Origin of the sequence: Micromonospora psammae (assembly GCF_036902725.1) — a bacterium.
In the GTDB taxonomy this organism is placed as follows: Bacteria; Actinomycetota; Actinomycetes; order Mycobacteriales; family Micromonosporaceae; genus Micromonospora.
The window spans coordinates 38,932-53,447 of sequence record NZ_JBAKHM010000010.1 but is presented as its reverse complement, the minus strand read 5'-3'; the positions used below and the strand labels follow the sequence as shown (position 1 = coordinate 53,447).

At 74.8% G+C, this 14,516-nt stretch carries 13 protein-coding genes; 8 read left to right on the top strand and 5 right to left on the bottom strand.

Annotation, left to right across the window (positions count from 1 at the left end):
• Window positions 1–95 precede the first annotated feature (95 nt).
• A complete protein-coding gene (locus tag V6U79_RS14520; RefSeq protein WP_334614927.1) occupies window positions 96–704 on the bottom strand; it encodes an antibiotic biosynthesis monooxygenase in 609 nt (202 codons plus the stop codon).
• Window positions 705–932: 228 nt separating this feature from the next.
• Between V6U79_RS14520 and V6U79_RS14515 the strand changes: the two genes are divergently transcribed.
• The 5 genes from V6U79_RS14515 to V6U79_RS14495 all read left to right on the top strand — a co-directional run bounded on the left by V6U79_RS14515 (window position 933) and on the right by V6U79_RS14495 (window position 5,550).
• The gene (locus V6U79_RS14515) at window positions 933–1,196 is read left to right on the top strand and encodes a DUF6343 family protein (protein ID WP_334528303.1); all 264 of its coding nucleotides are present in this window, start codon (window positions 933–935) and stop codon (window positions 1,194–1,196) included.
• Between the two features lie 12 nt (window positions 1,197–1,208).
• Window positions 1,209–2,621 (top strand): NADP-dependent succinic semialdehyde dehydrogenase, encoded by a 1,413-nt coding sequence (locus V6U79_RS14510; protein WP_334528300.1) that lies wholly within the window; start codon window positions 1,209–1,211, stop codon window positions 2,619–2,621.
• Between the two features lie 91 nt (window positions 2,622–2,712).
• A complete protein-coding gene (locus tag V6U79_RS14505) occupies window positions 2,713–3,678 on the top strand; it encodes a TIGR03885 family FMN-dependent LLM class oxidoreductase (RefSeq protein WP_334528297.1) in 966 nt (321 codons plus the stop codon).
• A 37-nt stretch (window positions 3,679–3,715) separates the two neighbouring features.
• Complete coding sequence (locus tag V6U79_RS14500) at window positions 3,716–5,296, top strand: Na+/H+ antiporter (protein ID WP_334614926.1); 1,581 nt, start codon at window positions 3,716–3,718, stop codon at window positions 5,294–5,296.
• Window positions 5,293–5,550 (top strand): UBP-type zinc finger domain-containing protein, encoded by a 258-nt coding sequence (locus V6U79_RS14495; protein WP_334528291.1) that lies wholly within the window; start codon window positions 5,293–5,295, stop codon window positions 5,548–5,550. The genes V6U79_RS14500 and V6U79_RS14495 overlap by 4 nt, the downstream gene beginning before the upstream one ends.
• Before the next feature lie 28 nt (window positions 5,551–5,578).
• On the opposite strand, the gene V6U79_RS14490 is transcribed toward V6U79_RS14495, so the two are convergent.
• Complete coding sequence (locus tag V6U79_RS14490; RefSeq protein WP_334528288.1) at window positions 5,579–6,112, bottom strand: GNAT family N-acetyltransferase; 534 nt, start codon at window positions 6,110–6,112, stop codon at window positions 5,579–5,581.
• A gap of 230 nt (window positions 6,113–6,342) precedes the next feature.
• Here V6U79_RS14490 and V6U79_RS14485 point away from each other — a divergent pair, with 230 nt between their 5' ends.
• Together V6U79_RS14485 and V6U79_RS29800 are read left to right on the top strand one after the other, a co-directional pair.
• On the top strand, window positions 6,343–7,602 hold the full coding sequence (locus V6U79_RS14485; RefSeq protein ID WP_442933778.1) for a snapalysin family zinc-dependent metalloprotease: 1,260 nt from the start codon (window positions 6,343–6,345) through the stop codon (window positions 7,600–7,602).
• Between the two features lie 175 nt (window positions 7,603–7,777).
• Window positions 7,778–8,044, top strand: a complete 267-nt coding sequence (locus tag V6U79_RS29800) for an Imm32 family immunity protein (protein ID WP_442933777.1) — start codon at window positions 7,778–7,780, stop codon at window positions 8,042–8,044.
• 157 nt (window positions 8,045–8,201) lie between these two features.
• On the opposite strand, the gene V6U79_RS14475 is transcribed toward V6U79_RS29800, so the two are convergent.
• The gene (locus V6U79_RS14475; RefSeq protein WP_442933776.1) at window positions 8,202–10,814 is read right to left on the bottom strand and encodes a glycoside hydrolase family 9 protein; all 2,613 of its coding nucleotides are present in this window, start codon (window positions 10,812–10,814) and stop codon (window positions 8,202–8,204) included.
• Window positions 10,815–11,047: 233 nt separating this feature from the next.
• Between V6U79_RS14475 and V6U79_RS14470 the strand changes: the two genes are divergently transcribed.
• A complete protein-coding gene (locus V6U79_RS14470) occupies window positions 11,048–11,773 on the top strand; it encodes a PP2C family protein-serine/threonine phosphatase (RefSeq protein ID WP_334614923.1) in 726 nt (241 codons plus the stop codon).
• Here V6U79_RS14470 and hrpB read toward each other — a convergent pair whose 3' ends face one another.
• A complete protein-coding gene (gene hrpB / locus V6U79_RS14465) occupies window positions 11,774–14,284 on the bottom strand; it encodes an ATP-dependent helicase HrpB (protein ID WP_334614922.1) in 2,511 nt (836 codons plus the stop codon). It lies immediately after the preceding gene.
• Between the two features lie 24 nt (window positions 14,285–14,308).
• Window positions 14,309–14,509 (bottom strand): DUF397 domain-containing protein, encoded by a 201-nt coding sequence (locus tag V6U79_RS14460; RefSeq protein ID WP_334614921.1) that lies wholly within the window; start codon window positions 14,507–14,509, stop codon window positions 14,309–14,311.
• Window positions 14,510–14,516: the final 7 nt, after the last annotated feature.

Below are 14,516 nucleotides of genomic sequence, written 5' to 3'. Positions count from 1 at the left end.
GCGGTAACTCTACGCGCCCGGTGGGGTGCCCGGAGCGGTTCGTGTCGGCTTTCCGGCGGAGCCGACATCGAGCAACACGGATCTGCTAGGCGTGCTCAGCGGAACAGCCGCCACGGCGCCCGCTGCCCGTGCAGCCACCAGTGCAACGCCCGGGTGATCCGGGGCAGCACCAGGTACGTCATCAGCGGCGTCAGCACGAGCGTGATGATCAGCGTGCGCACCGCCAGCGGCACCCCGCCGATGAACCGGGCGGTGAGCAGGGTGGCGGTGAGGCTCAACGGGAAGAACGCCAGCCAGATCGTCACCGCCTGCTTCCACCGGGGCGGAGACGCGGGCACGGCCGGTTCGCCGGCCGGCGCGGCCAACTCGACGACGTGATCGACCGGCGGGTCGAACCAGCCCTCGATGCCGGTGCGCCGCTCGACACGGGTGTGCTCGACGATGCCCTGCGCCGAGGTCAACCACCAGTGCCGCTGCGGGGACTCCTCCCACCGGCGCAGCGTCTCCGCGTCGGCGAACCGGTAGAGCATGTGCCACTCCGGCGAACCGGGCGCGCTCTGCACCCACCCGGCGCCGAGGAAGCCGGGGAACGCCTCGGCCAGCGCCGTGCCGGCCCGCATCCAGGCGACCATCTCGCTGGCCCGGGACGGGTCGGCCCGCCGGGCGATGGCGACGGTCACCGGTACCGCGTGGGTGGTGGTCATGTCCCTCATCCTCCCCGTCGCGACCGGTGTCGGCCCGGTCGTGACGCACCGGTGTAACGCAACCCACCGGGGGGTCGAATCCGTGGCGTACCCGCTGGGTGGCCGGGATCACCGGACCGGCCCTCCGGGCTTCGGGACCGTCTGCCGCGCGCGGGTCCGGGGCGCGCGGCGGGCCGCCCCCGGGCCGGCCGTCGGTTAGCGGGGGTGTCTGGGGGGTAGCCCGAGAGAATGACGAGATCGCAGCCCCGGCGCGCCCGTGGCACGGTGGGACACGCGTACAGCGCGTTGAACCTCCGGCTCGCGCTGGCCCTGTTCGGGCTGGTCACCATGACCGTCTTCGCGATCCTGGCGTTCCGCGACGACCTGGTGCTCCTGGGCGTCGCCTGCGCGCTCCTCGCCGTGGTCGCCGTCATCGACCTGGTCGTCATCCAGCGGCGCCGCGCCGCCCGCCGCCGTGAGGAACCCGGCGTGCGGCACTCACTCTTCGAGTGACAGGAGTACGAGATGTCCATCGCCACCACCAACCCCGCCACCGGACAGGTGCTCAAGTCGTACGACCCGATGTCGGACGAGCAGGTCGACGCGGCGATCGGGCGGGCCCACCTCGCGTTCCGCCAACTGCACGACACCACGGTCGCCCAGCGGGCGGGCTGGCTCACCGCCGCGGCCGACCTGCTCGACGCCGAGCGCGACGAGACCGCCCGGCTGATGACCACCGAGATGGGCAAGACGTACGCCGCGGCGCAGGCCGAGGTCGGCAAGAGCGCCACCGCCTGCCGCTTCTACGCCACCAACGCCGAGCGGATGCTCGCCGACGAACCCGCCGACGCCGACGCGGTCAAGGCCACCCGGGCGTTCGTCCGCTACCAGCCGATCGGCCCGGTGCTCGCGGTGATGCCGTGGAACTTCCCGCTCTGGCAGGTGATGCGGTTCGCCGCGCCCGCGCTGGCGGCCGGCAACACCGGCCTGCTCAAGCACGCCTCCAACGTGCCCCAGACCGCCCTCTACCTGGAGGACCTGTTCCGCCGGGCCGGCTTCCCGGAGGGCGCGTTCACCACCCTGCTGGTCGGTTCCGAGGCCGTGGACCGGATCCTCAGCGACCCGCGGGTCCGCGCGGCCACCCTGACCGGCAGCGAACCGGCGGGCCGCTCCATCGGCCAGATCGCCGGCCGGGAGTTGAAGAAGACCGTGCTGGAGCTCGGGGGCAGCGACCCGTTCGTGGTGATGCCCTCCGCGGACCTGGACCGGGCCGCCGAGGTCGCCACCACCGCCCGGTGCCAGAACAACGGCCAGTCCTGCATCGCCGCGAAGCGGTTCATCGTGCACACCGACGTCTTCGACGAGTTCGCCGGGAAGTTCGCGGCGAACATGGCGGCGCTGCGGGTCGGTGACCCGATGGACCCCGGCACCGACGTCGGGCCCCTGGCCAGCGAGCGTGGCCGCGCGGAGGTGCACGCCCAGGTGCGCGACGCGGTGGACCAGGGCGCCACCGTGCTCTGCGGCGGCGAGCTGCCGGAGGGCGACGGCTGGTTCTATCCGCCGACCGTGGTCACCGACCTGACGCCGCGGATGCGGATGTGGGCCGAGGAGGTGTTCGGACCGGTCGCCGGGCTCTACCGGGTGTCGTCGTACGCCGAGGCCATCGAGGTGGCCAACGGCACCACCTTCGGCCTCGGCTCCAACGCCTGGACCCGCGACCGGCAGGAGCAGGAGCGCTTCGCCGCCGACCTGGACGCCGGCAGCGTCTTCATCAACGGGATGACCACGTCCCACCCGGAGCTGCCCTTCGGCGGGGTGAAGAACTCCGGCTACGGCCGCGAACTGTCCGCGCTGGGCATGCGCGAGTTCTGCAACATCAAGACCGTCTGGGTGGGGGAGGGCGCCGCCTCGGCCGGCGCCGGGGCGCACGCCGAGTAGCCCGCCGCGTCGCCGGAGCCCCTGCCTCACCACCGTCCGTGGAGTGGGGGCCCTGCTTACATCCGGGCCGTCATGGGTAGGAGTCGTGCCCATGACGGTGTTCGGCTTTCACGCGTCCCACGAGCAGATCCACCCCGGCAAGCTGCTGGAGGCGGTGGTCCACGCCGAGCGGGTCGGCTTCGGCGCCGCCATGTGCTCGGACCACTTCTCGCCGTGGAGCGCCCGGCAGGGGCAGTCCGGCTTCGCCTGGTCCTGGCTCGGCGCCGCCCTCCAGGCCACCAACCTGCCCTTCGGCGTGGTCAACGCGCCCGGGCAGCGCTACCACCCGGCGATCATCGCGCAGGCCATCGGCACCCTCGGCGCCATGTATCCGGGCCGGTTCTGGGCGGCGCTCGGCACCGGCGAGGCGAGCAACGAGCACATCACCGGGGACGGATGGCCGCGCAAGGACCTCCGCAGCGCCCGGCTGCGCGAGTGCGTCGACGTCATCCGGGCCCTGCTGGCCGGCGAGGAGGTCAGCCACGACGGTCTGGTCCGGGTGGACCGGGCCCGGTTGTGGACCCGGCCCGAGGAGCCTCCGGCGCTGGTCGGCGCGGCGGTCAGCGTGGCCACCGCGCGCTGGTGCGCCGAGTGGGCCGACGGCCTGATCACCGTCAACGCCCCGGCGGACCACCTACGGCAGATGATCGACGCGTACCGGGACGCCGGCGGTCGCGGGCCGCTGCACCTCCAGGTGCACGTCAGTTGGGCGCCCGAGCAGGCCGAGGCCGAGGCGGTCGCGTACGACCAGTGGCGCAGCAACGTCTTCGCCCCGCCGATCTGCTGGGACCTGGAGACCGCCGAGCACTTCGACGTGGTCTCCGAGGACGTGCCGCTGGAGAAGGTGACCGGGGTCGTCAACGTCTCCGCCGACCTGGGCCGGCACGTCGGCTGGCTCGAGGAGTACGTCGAGCTGGGCTTCGACCAGATCGCCCTGCACCACGTCGGGCAGGAGCAGCGGGCCTTCCTCGACGCGTTCGGCGCGGAGGTCCTCCCGAAACTGCGCCCGGCGGGGTGATCTCGCCGGGCGGCCGGGCGGCCTAGGCTCGGGTCCCATGGAGACCCTGTTCGAGGTGGTGGTCTTCCTCGCCATCGCCACCTTCGGCGCGGCGCTGGCCCGGCGTCTCGGCCTGCTCGCGCCGATCCTGCTGGTGGTGCTCGGCCTCGGGCTGTCCTACCTGCCCTTCTTCCCCGACGTGCGGCTGGACCCGAACCTGGTGCTGGTGGGCATCCTGCCCCCGCTGCTCTACGTGGCGGCCCTGGAGACCTCGGTGCCGGCGTTCCGGCTCAACCTCCGGCCGATCCTGCTGCTCGCGGTGGGGCTGGTGCTCTTCACCGCCTTCGTGGTGGGCACCGTCGTGCACCTGCTGATGCCCGACGTGCCGTACGCGATCTGCCTGGCGCTCGGCGCGGTGGTGGCGCCGCCCGACGCGGTCGCCGCCACCGCGGTGGCCCGCAAGGTCGGGCTGCCCCGCCGGATCGTGACCATCCTGGAGGGGGAGAGCCTGGTCAACGACGCGACGGCGCTGGTGCTGCTGCGGGTGGCGATCGCCGCGGCGGGCGCGGCCGGCGGCACCGTCGGCTTCGGGTACGTCGCCCAGGAGGTGGTCGTCGCCACCGGCGGTGGGGTGCTGGTCGGGCTGCTCGGCGTGCTCGTCTTCGGTTTCCTGCACCAGCGGACCAGAGATCCGCTGCTGGACAACGCGCTGTCGCTGATCGTGCCGTTCGCGGTGGTCTTCGCCGCCGAGGAGATCCACGCCTCCGGGGTGGTCGCGGTGGTGGTGACCGGCCTGGGCATCGGGCACCGGATGCCGCTGCTGATGTCGGCCGCCTCCCGGCTCCAGATCGGCGCGTTCTGGCGGCTGGCCCGGTTCCTGCTGGAGGGGCTGGTCTTCCTGCTGGTCGGCCTCCAGCTGCCCGAGGTGCTGCGCGACCTGGACGAGCCGATCGGCCGGCTGGTCGGGATCACCGCGGCGGTGCTGCTGGCGGTCTTCCTGACCCGCTTCGTCTGGCTCTTCCCCGCCACCTACCTGGCCCGGCTGGTGCCCCGGGTCCGGCGCCGGGACCCCGCCCCGCCGGTGCAGGTCCCGCTCGTCATCGGCTGGGCCGGGATGCGCGGGGTGGTCACCCTCGCCGCCGCGCTGGCCCTGCCGCTGACCCTCGCCGGGGACCGGCCCTACCCGCGGGCCCTCTTCATCTGGCTGGCGTTCGCGGTGATCGTGGCGACCCTCGTGGTGCAGGGCGCCACCCTGCCGGCGGTGGCTCGCCGGCTGAAGCTGCCGGCCGACGACCCGGTGCAGGACGCCCTCACCGCCGCGGCAGTGCAGCAGCAGGCCAGCAGGGCGGCGCGGGAGCGGCTCGACGCGCTGGCCGACAGCGTCCCCGCCACGGTCGCCGAGCGGGCCCGCCAGGTGCTGGAGAACCGCACCAACCTCGCCTGGGAACGGTTGGGCGGCGCCGCGCGGGAGACTCCCTCCCAGGCGTACGGTCGGCTGCGGCAGGAGATGATCGACGCCGAGCGGGAGGTGTTCCGGGTGGCGCGGGACGCCGGCCGGATTCCCGAAGAGGTGCTGGTGCGGGCCTATCGTGACCTGGACCTGGAGGAGTCGTTGTTGCGACGGGAGGCAGACGAGTGAGTTGCCAGCACCTGAGTGAGGCGGGCGACGCCGAGCCGCGGGCCACGCGGGAGTGCCCGGACTGCGTCGCCATCGGCAACGACGACTGGGTGCACCTGCGCGCCTGCCTGACCTGCGGGCACGTCGGCTGCTGCGACTCCTCGCCGCACCAGCACGCGACGAAGCACTTCGAGTCGACCGGGCATCCGGTGATGCGCTCCATCGAGCCGGGGGAGACGTGGCGCTGGTGCTTCGTCGACGAGGAGATCGGCTGAGCCGGGGAGATCGGTCGAACCGCCGGGCTCAGGGCAGCCGGCGGGCGAGCACCTGGCCGGGCCACGGTTCACGGCCGGGGCGCGACACCGTGAACGGGTCGGTGGCGGTGAAGCCGCAGCTCTCGTAGAAGCGGACCAGCGCCCGGTCCGCGCCGGCGTAGCAGTCCACCCGTAGCAGGCCCAGGCCGCGGTCGCGGGCCAGCCGAGCCGCGTGCTCCAGCAGCCGCGCCCCGATCCCCCAACCGGCGTGCGCCCGGTCGGTGACCAGCAGGTTGACGTACAGCTCCGGCTCGGTGGGCGCGGGGACGTGCTCGGTCGCCGCGCCGACCACCAGCGCGCCCACCGCGACGTCGCCGAGCAGGGCCAGGTGGAGTCCGCCGCTGGCCGCCCAGCGGTCGGCCTGGGCGATCCGCCGCGGATCGGTCGAGGCCGGCTCGGTGCCCCACTGCCCGGTGCGGCCCTGGGCGACCAGCCAGGCGGTGGCGGTGTCGAGGAGCCGGAGCACGGTGGCGGCGTCGGCCGGACCGCCGGGCCGGACGGTGAGGGTCTGCGGACCGGTCATGGTCGACATGCTGCTACAGCGGCGTGGGTCGATGCGAGGGGTGTCCGCCGCCGGCTGGTGCGGTCGAGAGGTCCGCGGTGGCGGCGGCCCGGCGGGCCGGCGGGGGCACGAGCAGCCCGACGGCGCCGAAGAGGACGGCCAGCCCCGATCCACCCGGGGACCCTGGCCCGGTGGCGCGGCGTCGGTGGTCCCGTCCGGTGCGAGCCGGGTCACCTCGATCGGTCCGCCGTATGACGAATTCGGTATTCAACCGACGAACGTCGATATGTTTAATATCTATGAACTTCTATGAGGGAGGGTGGATGACCCTACGACAACAGCTCTCGCGTACGGCCGGAATCCTGGTCGTGCTGGTGCTGGCCGCGGCGGGCGTGGTGGCCGGTTCGGGCACGGCCGCCTCGGCCGCCGCACGGACCGTCTACTACGACGCCAGCCGGGCCGGGGAGTTCCGCACCAACTTCGACCAGGCGGCCACCATCTGGAACAACTCGGTCAGCAACGTCCGGCTGGCGCCCCGCACCCCCGGCAACGTCACCATCTACGTCGACGACGGCTGGCCCCGGGCGCAGCCGACCGGGCTGGGCTCCGGCCGGATCTGGATGGGACGGCAGGCCGTCAACCAGGGGTACGACCGGACCCGGATCGCCAGCCACGAACTGGGCCACATCCTCGGCCTGCCGGACCGGCGCACCGGGCTCTGCTCGGACCTGATGTCCGGCAGCAGCGCGCCGGTCTCCTGCCGCAACGCCTACCCGAGCGCGGCCGAGGCGTCCCGGGTCAACTCGCTCTTCGGCGGTAGCCTCGCCGCGCCCGCCACCGGGGCCAGCTACACCTGGTCCGGCGACGACGTCGGCCCGATGGTGGTCGGCGGCCGACCGGCCACCGAGAACTACCCGTGGATGGTCTACGTCTCCGGCTGCACCGGCACCCTGATCAAGGCGAACTGGGCGGTCACCGCCCGGCACTGCTCCACACCGACCTCGGTGCGGGTGGGCAGCACCGACCGCACCAGTGGTGGGACCGTGGTCCGGGTGACCAGGGCGGTCAGCCACCCCACCATCGACGTCAAGCTGCTGCAACTGGCGAGCTCGGTCGGTCACGCCCCCGCCCCGATCCCGACCACCTCGGGCGCCGTGGGCACGGCGACCCGGATCATCGGCTGGGGGCAGACCTGCCCGCGGCGGGGCTGCGGCGCGGCGCCCGCGGTCGCGCACGAACTCGACACCTCGATCGTCTCGGACACCCGGTGCTCCGGCATCAACGCGACGTACGAGATCTGCACCAACAACACCAACGGCAACTCGGGCGCCTGCTACGGCGACTCGGGCGGCCCCCAGGTGCGCCAGATCAACGGGGTGTGGCACCTCATCGGCGCGACCAGCCGGGCCGGCAACAACAACTCCACCTGCGCCACCGGCCCCTCCATCTACGGTGACCTGCCCTCGATCCGCTCCTGGATCGACACCCAGGTGGGTGGCCTGCCCGCCTGAGCCTCACCCGCACACCGGGGCGTCCGTCCCTCCCGCAACAAGGCGCGGGCGCCCCACCCGGTGTCCGGCTCCGGCCCCCGCCGACCGGGTCGCCATGCGCCGCCCGGTCCGGCCCGGCGCCGACGGGCCGGCCGTACGGCCGTCGTCCGTGCGATCGTGATCCCGACGCAGAGCCATGGGGGGCAGATGGAGATCCTTCACTACCCGGGGTTCGGGGAGGTCCACCTCTCCGCCCCCCGCCCGGAGTACGAGCTGCTCGCCCCGGTCGTCGCCGCCGGCGCCGGTGAAACTCGCGAGGCTGGCGGAGATCGTGCGCGACATGGCCGACCATGACGACGGTGGTCACCTGCACGTCGAGCACCACCCGGACCACTGGTACCTGGCCGAGGGATCGGTGGCGGTGATCCTCGCCAGCCCGCACGGCGGTATGCCTCGGCGGTGACCGTCGGTGCGGCAGCTGCCGCCGGCTCAGGCGACAACTTCCGGGAAGTAGTGGCCTCACGGCGCGCGGAGACCACAACTTCCCGGAAGTTGTGCGGATCTTGCGCCGACGCCCGCGCCCGGACGCCCCGGGCGGTGGCCCGGGGCGCGAGCGTCGGTCAGGAGACGGTGCAGGGGGCGCCGTTGAGGGTGATCAGGTCGGGCGACGGGTTGGCGAGCGCGCCGGCCGTCCCGATCAGGCCGAAGGTCACGCTCCCGCCCGGCGCGATCGTCGCGTTGTACGACAGGTTGCGGGCGGTCACCGTGGCGCCGGACTGGTCCAGCCGCGCCGACCACGACCGGGTGACCCGCTGGTCGCCGGTGAAGGCGAACCGCACGGCCCAGCCGTTCACCGCCGGGCTGCCGGTGTTGCGGACGGTGACCTGGGTGTTGAAGCCGTCCGGCCAGCTGCCGTGGACGTCGTACGTGGCGGCGCAGCCGCGCGCCGGCACCGCGCCGGCCGCACCCTGGTCGGCGAGGAACGAGGCCACCCAGGCCAGTGCCGAGTTCCAGTTGATCGCCACCTCGTTGGTCGCGTACGAGTTGATGTCGTCGACGTAGCAGAACATCGGCCGGCAGCCCTTGAGCAGCTGCGCGGCGTACGGGTCCTGGAGGGCGGCGTTCGGGCCGCCGGCCAGCGATCCGGCCGGCGGGTTCGGCGACGCCGGGTCGAGCTGGTGGGCGAAGATCCGGCTGTGCTGGTTGCGGGCGTGCCGCTCGCCCCAGCCGGTCACGTACGACATGTTCAGCGCGTTGCGGCCGAACAGGTAGTCCACCGCCTGCACCGCCCCGTCCCGGTACCTCGCGTCCCGGGTCAGGTCGAACGCGGTGGCCAGCACGATCGCGTTGTTGACCACGTTGCTGTTGCTGCCCCAGACGTAGCTGGCGGCGTCGGCGGGGAAGGGCAGCCCGTAGGCCTGGGCGCGCAGCGCCGCCAGGTACGCGTCCGCGGCGGCGGTCACCGAGGCGCGGACCCGGGCCCGGTCGGCGGCGGGCAGCCCGTTCGGCACGGTGGCCAGGTCGAGCCGGCCGAGGGCGGCCACGGCCTGCCAGCCGAAGGCGCCGCCGGGGGCGAAGACGTCGCCGGTGTGGTGCGGCGAGGCGGTCAGGTCGTCCCGGTGGCGCTGCTCGCCGAAGGTCAGGTACAGCTCGACCGCCGCCCAGTAGAACTCGTCGGTGACGTCGGTGTCGTCGTACGGGCCGCCGCCGGCGCCGCCGGCCGGGGCGTACACCGCGGGGTGGGCCCGGGCGGCCGCGTAGGCGGTCTTCGCGGCGCTGCCGCAGCGGGCCGCGAACGCCGCGTCGTAGGGGGCGAAGAGGCGGGCGCACTGGGCGGCGACGGCGGCCAGGTTGAGGGTGGCCGCGGTCGAGGGCGGGTGCAGCTCGCGCGGCTGGGGGTCGTCCTGCGGGGCGAGCGGCAGGCCGGTCCAGGCCCGGTCGTGGATCTTGTGGTGGACCATCCCGGCGAGCGGTCTGCCGGCGGGGACCTGCATGCGGAGCAGGAACTCGATCTCCCACCGGGCCTCGTCGAGCACGTCGGGCACCCGGTTGCCCCGCTCGGGCAGCCGCAGTGTGGCGTCGCCGAGGGCCGCGCCGCCGTCGGCGCTCTCCGCGGTCTTCGTCCGCTCGAAGGTGCTCAACAGCTGGTACGCGGCGATGCCGCCGTTGACCACGTACTTGCCGTGGTCGCCGGCGTCGTACCAGCCGCCGCGCACGTCGAGGGAGTAGTCGCAGGTCCCGGGGACGCAGGGCACCTCGGTGTCGCCCTGGTTGGGTGCCACGCCGAGGTGGCCGGCCGGGCGCGCGTACTCCGCGCCGATCAGGTCCCCGTCGATGGCGATGCCGCTGCGCTGGGCGTAGAAGAACTGGAGCGAGTCGGCGCGCAGCCGGTCGTAGAGGGTGCCGGAGATGTCGAACGGGTGGCTGGTCTCGCCGTCGGCGGCCAGCGTGTACCCGGTGCCGGGGATGCGGTGGGAGGAGAAGTCGATGGTCTGCACCCGCTGCCCGGAGGCGGCGTCCACCCCGCGCGGCGTGCTTCGGCCGCTGGCCACCACCGCGCCGCCGGCCGATCTGAGCTGCCAGGTCAGCGGTTCGGTCGCCTCGGTCACCACGGTGGCGTTCTTCGGCCCGCCGGGCAGGTAGCCGACCTGGTTGACCCGCACCCGCGGGCCGGTGTCCGGCACGTACGGCGGGGCGGGCTCGCCGCCGCGCAGGGAGACGTCGTCCAGGCAGAGGCGCTGCTCGGCGGGGGCCCCGCCGACCTGGAAGACCAGCTGGGCGTTGGGGTTGTCGTCCGGCACGGTGAAGGTCCGCTCGACCCGTTGGGTCTGCGGCCCGGCGGTGGCGTCGACGCTGGCGTACGTGGTGTAGGGGGCGCTGCCGAGCTGGAGGACGGCCTTGACGGCGGTGCCCGGCGTGGCGGAGACGTCGAAGCCGAGCCGGTACTCCGCGCCCGCGGTGAGCCGGACTCCGTCCTGGCCGATGCCGGCGTCCCAGGGATTGGCCAGGCCGCCCGGGACGGTGGTGCAGAGCCGGCCGTCAGCGGCGTCCAGTGCGCCCGTGCCGTAGGAGAACCAGGGGGAGACGCCCTCGCTGAAGTCGCCGTTGCGGAGCTGTTCGGGGGCGTCCGGCGGTACCTCGGCGTGGGCCACGCCGGCGCCGGCGCCGGTGAGGACCAGGGTGGTCGCCGCCAGCAGCGCCAGCTGGGGTCGGCGGCGTCGGTTCAGGATCACGGGGGATTCCTTCCGGACGGGGGCGGTGGGGGAGTGGGACCGCGCTGGGAGCGCTCCCAATATGAGTCGATGCTTCCAGCGCGACACGCCGCTGTCAATCGATCCACCCCGATGACCCGCCACCCGGGAAATCTGCTTCCGGTGCCCTACCGACAGTGAGATTCGCCGCGCGACGCGCCGTGGTGCTGATCTCATGAAGACAACAGCGCCCTTCGCCTGGCAGGCTGCCACCCATGACCCTGAAGCTTCGTTCCGTCGGGACGAGCGACCGTGGGCTGATCCGCAGCGGAAACCAGGACGCCCTGCACGCCGGTGCCTGGCTCGTCGCCGTCGCCGACGGCATGGGCGGGATGGCGGCGGGCGACCTGGCCAGCCGGATCGCCATCGACGCGGTCGCTCCCCTGGACGTCGAGACCCCCGAGGACGCCCTGGTGGCCGCGCTCCAGAGCGGCATCGAGCTGGCCACCGCGCGGATCCGTCAGGCGGTCGACGAGGACCCGGAACGGCAGGGCATGGGCACCACCCTGACCGCCCTGCTCTTCGCCCGGACCGGTAGCTGCCTCGCCCTGGCCCACGTCGGCGACTCCCGGGCCTACCTGTTCCGGGAGGGCACCCTCAAGCAGGTCACCCGGGACGACACTTTCGTGCAGATGCTCGTCGACCAGGGCGTGATCCGCCCGGAGGAGGCGGCCAGCCACCCCCGCCGGGCCGTGGTGACCCAGGCCCTCCAGGGCGACGAGGTCTCCCCGTCGTACGCGACGATGGTGCCCTGGGCCGGCGACCGCTGGCTGCTCTGCAGCGACGGCCTCTCCAACGTCGTCCGGCCGGACACCCTCGCCGAGGTGCTCGGCGAGACCCCCGACCGGGAGCTGTGCGCCCGGCGCCTGATCGACCTGGCGCTGCGGGCGGGCGGCCCGGACAACATCACCGTGCTCATCGCCGACGTCGTCGACGAGTAGTCAGCGCCGCCGGGGAGCGGCCCGCCGGGTGGGCACCGCCGTGGTCGGGTCCTCCGGCCAGGGATGACGCGGGTAGCGACCGCGCAGCTCCCCGCGTACCTGCGCGTACCCGGTGCGCCAGAAGGACGCCAGGTCGGCGGTGACCGCCACCGGGCGACCGGCCGGGGAGAGCAGGTGCAGCAGCACCGGCACCCGGCCGTCGGCGATCCGGGGCGCGTCCCGCCACCCGAAGGTCTCCTGGAGCTTCACCGCCAGCACCGGCGCCGCCGGGTCGGCGTAGTCCAGGCGGATCTTCGAACCGCTGGGCACCTCGATCCGCTCCGGGGCCAGCTCGTCCAGCCGGGCCGCCAGCGGCCAGGGCAGCAGCCGGCGCAGGGCGGTGGCGACGTCGATCCGGGCCAGGTCGGCGCGGCGGCGGGCGCCGCCCAGCTCCGGGCCGAGCCAGTCCGGCGCGGCGGCGAGCAGCGCCTCGTCCGTGACGTCCGGCCAGCTCTCGCCCAGGGCGTGCCGGCAGAAGGCCATCCGGTCCCGCAGCGACCGGGCCGCCGGCGACCAGCCCAGCAGCGCCAACCCCTCCTGGCGCAGGCCCTCGCGCAGCGCCCCCGCCAGCAGCTCCGGCGCCGGCCGGGCCAGCGGCCGGACCACCAGGTCGATCGCGCCGAGCCGGACCGCCTCCCGGGCCACCACGTCCCCGTCGGCCCAGCGCACCTCACGCTCGGTGCGCAGCAGCGGCCCGCCGGCCTCCCGCGCGGTCGCCTCGTCCAGGGCGGCGGCGAGCCGGATCCGCGCCGTCGGCGCGCCGGGGGAGCGGTCCGCCACGGCGACCGCCAGCCAGTCGACGCCCGCCAGCGCCGACCCGGGCGCCAGCTCCGCCGCGGTCCCGCCCGCCATCAGGTACGACGTCCCGCCGGCCCGGCGCACCCGGGCCAGCCGCTCCGGGTAGGCCAGGCCGGCCAGCAGCCCGGCGGCCAGATCGTCGGGGAGGTGGTCGCCGGCACCGGTGTCCGCGGGCAGGGCGGCGCGCAGCCGGCGTACCTCGGTGCGCCAGCGTGCGGTGGCGCCCGGGTCGACGTTGCCGCGCAGCCGTCGCCACGCCGCGGTGAGGTCGTGGTCCCGTCCGGTCAGGCCCTCCTCGGCGAGCAGCGCGACCACCTCGGCGGCCCGCTCCGCGCCGACCCGCTCGGCGCCGTCGAGCAGCGCCCGGGCCAGCCGGGGATGCGCGCCGGCTGCCGCGATCGCCCGCCCCCGGGCGGTGATCCGGCCGTCGACGTCCACCGCGCCGAGGGTGGCCAGGGTCTCCCGGGCGACGGCCAGCGCGGCGGGCGGCGGCGGGTCGGGCAGCGCCAGGCCGGCGCCGTCCGGGCTGCCCCAGGCCGCCAGGTCCAGCGCGAACCCGGTCAGGTCGGCGGTGGCGATCTCCGGCTGCGGCTGCGCGGCGAGCCGCTCGTGGGTGGCCTCCGACCAGCACCGGTAGACGTACCCGGGAGCCTCCCGGCCGGCCCGGCCGGCCCGCTGGGTCGCCGCGGCGCGGGACACCGGGACGGTGACCAGCGCCCCCAGTCCCCGGGACAGGTCGGTGCGGGCGACCCGGCTCAGCCCGGCGTCCACCACCACCCGCACCCCGGGCACGGTCAGGCTGCTCTCCGCGACCGCGGTGGCGAGCACCACCCGGCGCCGGTCTGCGGGGCGCAGCGCGGCGTCCTGCGCGGCCCCGGGCAGGCGTCCGTGCAGCGGCAGGAGGGCGACCTCCCGGTCGAGGTCGGCCAGCCGCCGCGCCACCGCGCCGATCTCGCCCGCGCCGGGCAGGAAGACCAACAGGTCGCCCTCGCGCTCGCGCAACGCCCGCCGCACGGTGGCCGCGACGTGGTCGAGCAGGGCGGGGTCGACCCGGCCGGCGCCCGGCGGCGCCACCGGCCGGGGCGGCGGCGCCCAGATCCGGGTGACCGGGTGCAGCGCGGCCTTGGCCCGGACGATCGGCGCCGGCTCCCCGTCGCCGGCCAGCAGCGCGGCGAACCGGTCCGCCTCCGGGGTCGCGGACATCGCCAGCAGCCACAGGTCCGGGCGGAGCGTGGCCCGGGCCTCCACCGCGAAGGCGAGCGCCAGGTCGGCGTCGAGCTGTCGTTCGTGGCACTCGTCGAGCAGCACCGCACCGACGCCGGGCAGCTCCGGGTCGTGGTGCAGGCGGCGCAGCAGCAGGCCGGTGGTGACCACCTCGACCCGGGTCCGCGGACCGCTGCGCCGTTCGCCGCGCACGGCGTACCCGACGCGCCCGCCGACCTGCTCGCCGAGGAGCGTGGCCATCCGGCGGGCCGCGGCGCGGGCGGCGACCCGCCGAGGCTGGGCGATCACCACCCGGCCGTCGACCGCGTCGGCCACCGCCAGGGGCGCGAGGGTGGTCTTGCCGGTGCCCGGCGGGGCCACCAGGACGGCGCTGCCGCTCGCGGTCAGCGCCGCCAGCACCGCCGGTAGCGCCGGGCGGACCGGCAGGTCGAGGGAGACGTCGGAGAGCACGGCTCCCACTCTGGCACCCGGCGGTCAGCCGGGACGTACCGCGTCGACACCGGCGACGAAGGCGGCCCAGGTCGCGCCCGGGAAGAGCAGCACCGGCCCGCCGCGGTCCTTGCTGTCCCGGACGGCGACCCGACCCGCGCCGACGGCTACCTCGACGCAGTTGCCGTTGCCGCTGCTGCGGGTGCTGGTGCGCCAGTCCGCCCCGGACAGGTCGAGCGCGGTCATCCGGTAC

Coding starts and splice junctions, on each gene's coding strand:
- V6U79_RS14520 (WP_334614927.1), bottom strand. CDS start 704: ATGACCACCACCCACGCGGTACCGGTGACCGTCGCCATCGCCCGGCGG.
- V6U79_RS14515 (WP_334528303.1), top strand. CDS start 933: ATGACGAGATCGCAGCCCCGGCGCGCCCGTGGCACGGTGGGACACGCG.
- V6U79_RS14510 (WP_334528300.1), top strand. CDS start 1,209: ATGTCCATCGCCACCACCAACCCCGCCACCGGACAGGTGCTCAAGTCG.
- V6U79_RS14505 (WP_334528297.1), top strand. CDS start 2,713: ATGACGGTGTTCGGCTTTCACGCGTCCCACGAGCAGATCCACCCCGGC.
- V6U79_RS14500 (WP_334614926.1), top strand. CDS start 3,716: ATGGAGACCCTGTTCGAGGTGGTGGTCTTCCTCGCCATCGCCACCTTC.
- V6U79_RS14490 (WP_334528288.1), bottom strand. CDS start 6,112: ATGACCGGTCCGCAGACCCTCACCGTCCGGCCCGGCGGTCCGGCCGAC.
- V6U79_RS14485 (WP_442933778.1), top strand. CDS start 6,343: ATGACGAATTCGGTATTCAACCGACGAACGTCGATATGTTTAATATCT.
- V6U79_RS29800 (WP_442933777.1), top strand. CDS start 7,778: ATGGGGGGCAGATGGAGATCCTTCACTACCCGGGGTTCGGGGAGGTCC.
- V6U79_RS14470 (WP_334614923.1), top strand. CDS start 11,048: ATGACCCTGAAGCTTCGTTCCGTCGGGACGAGCGACCGTGGGCTGATC.
- V6U79_RS14460 (WP_334614921.1), bottom strand. CDS start 14,509: ATGACCGCGCTCGACCTGTCCGGGGCGGACTGGCGCACCAGCACCCGC.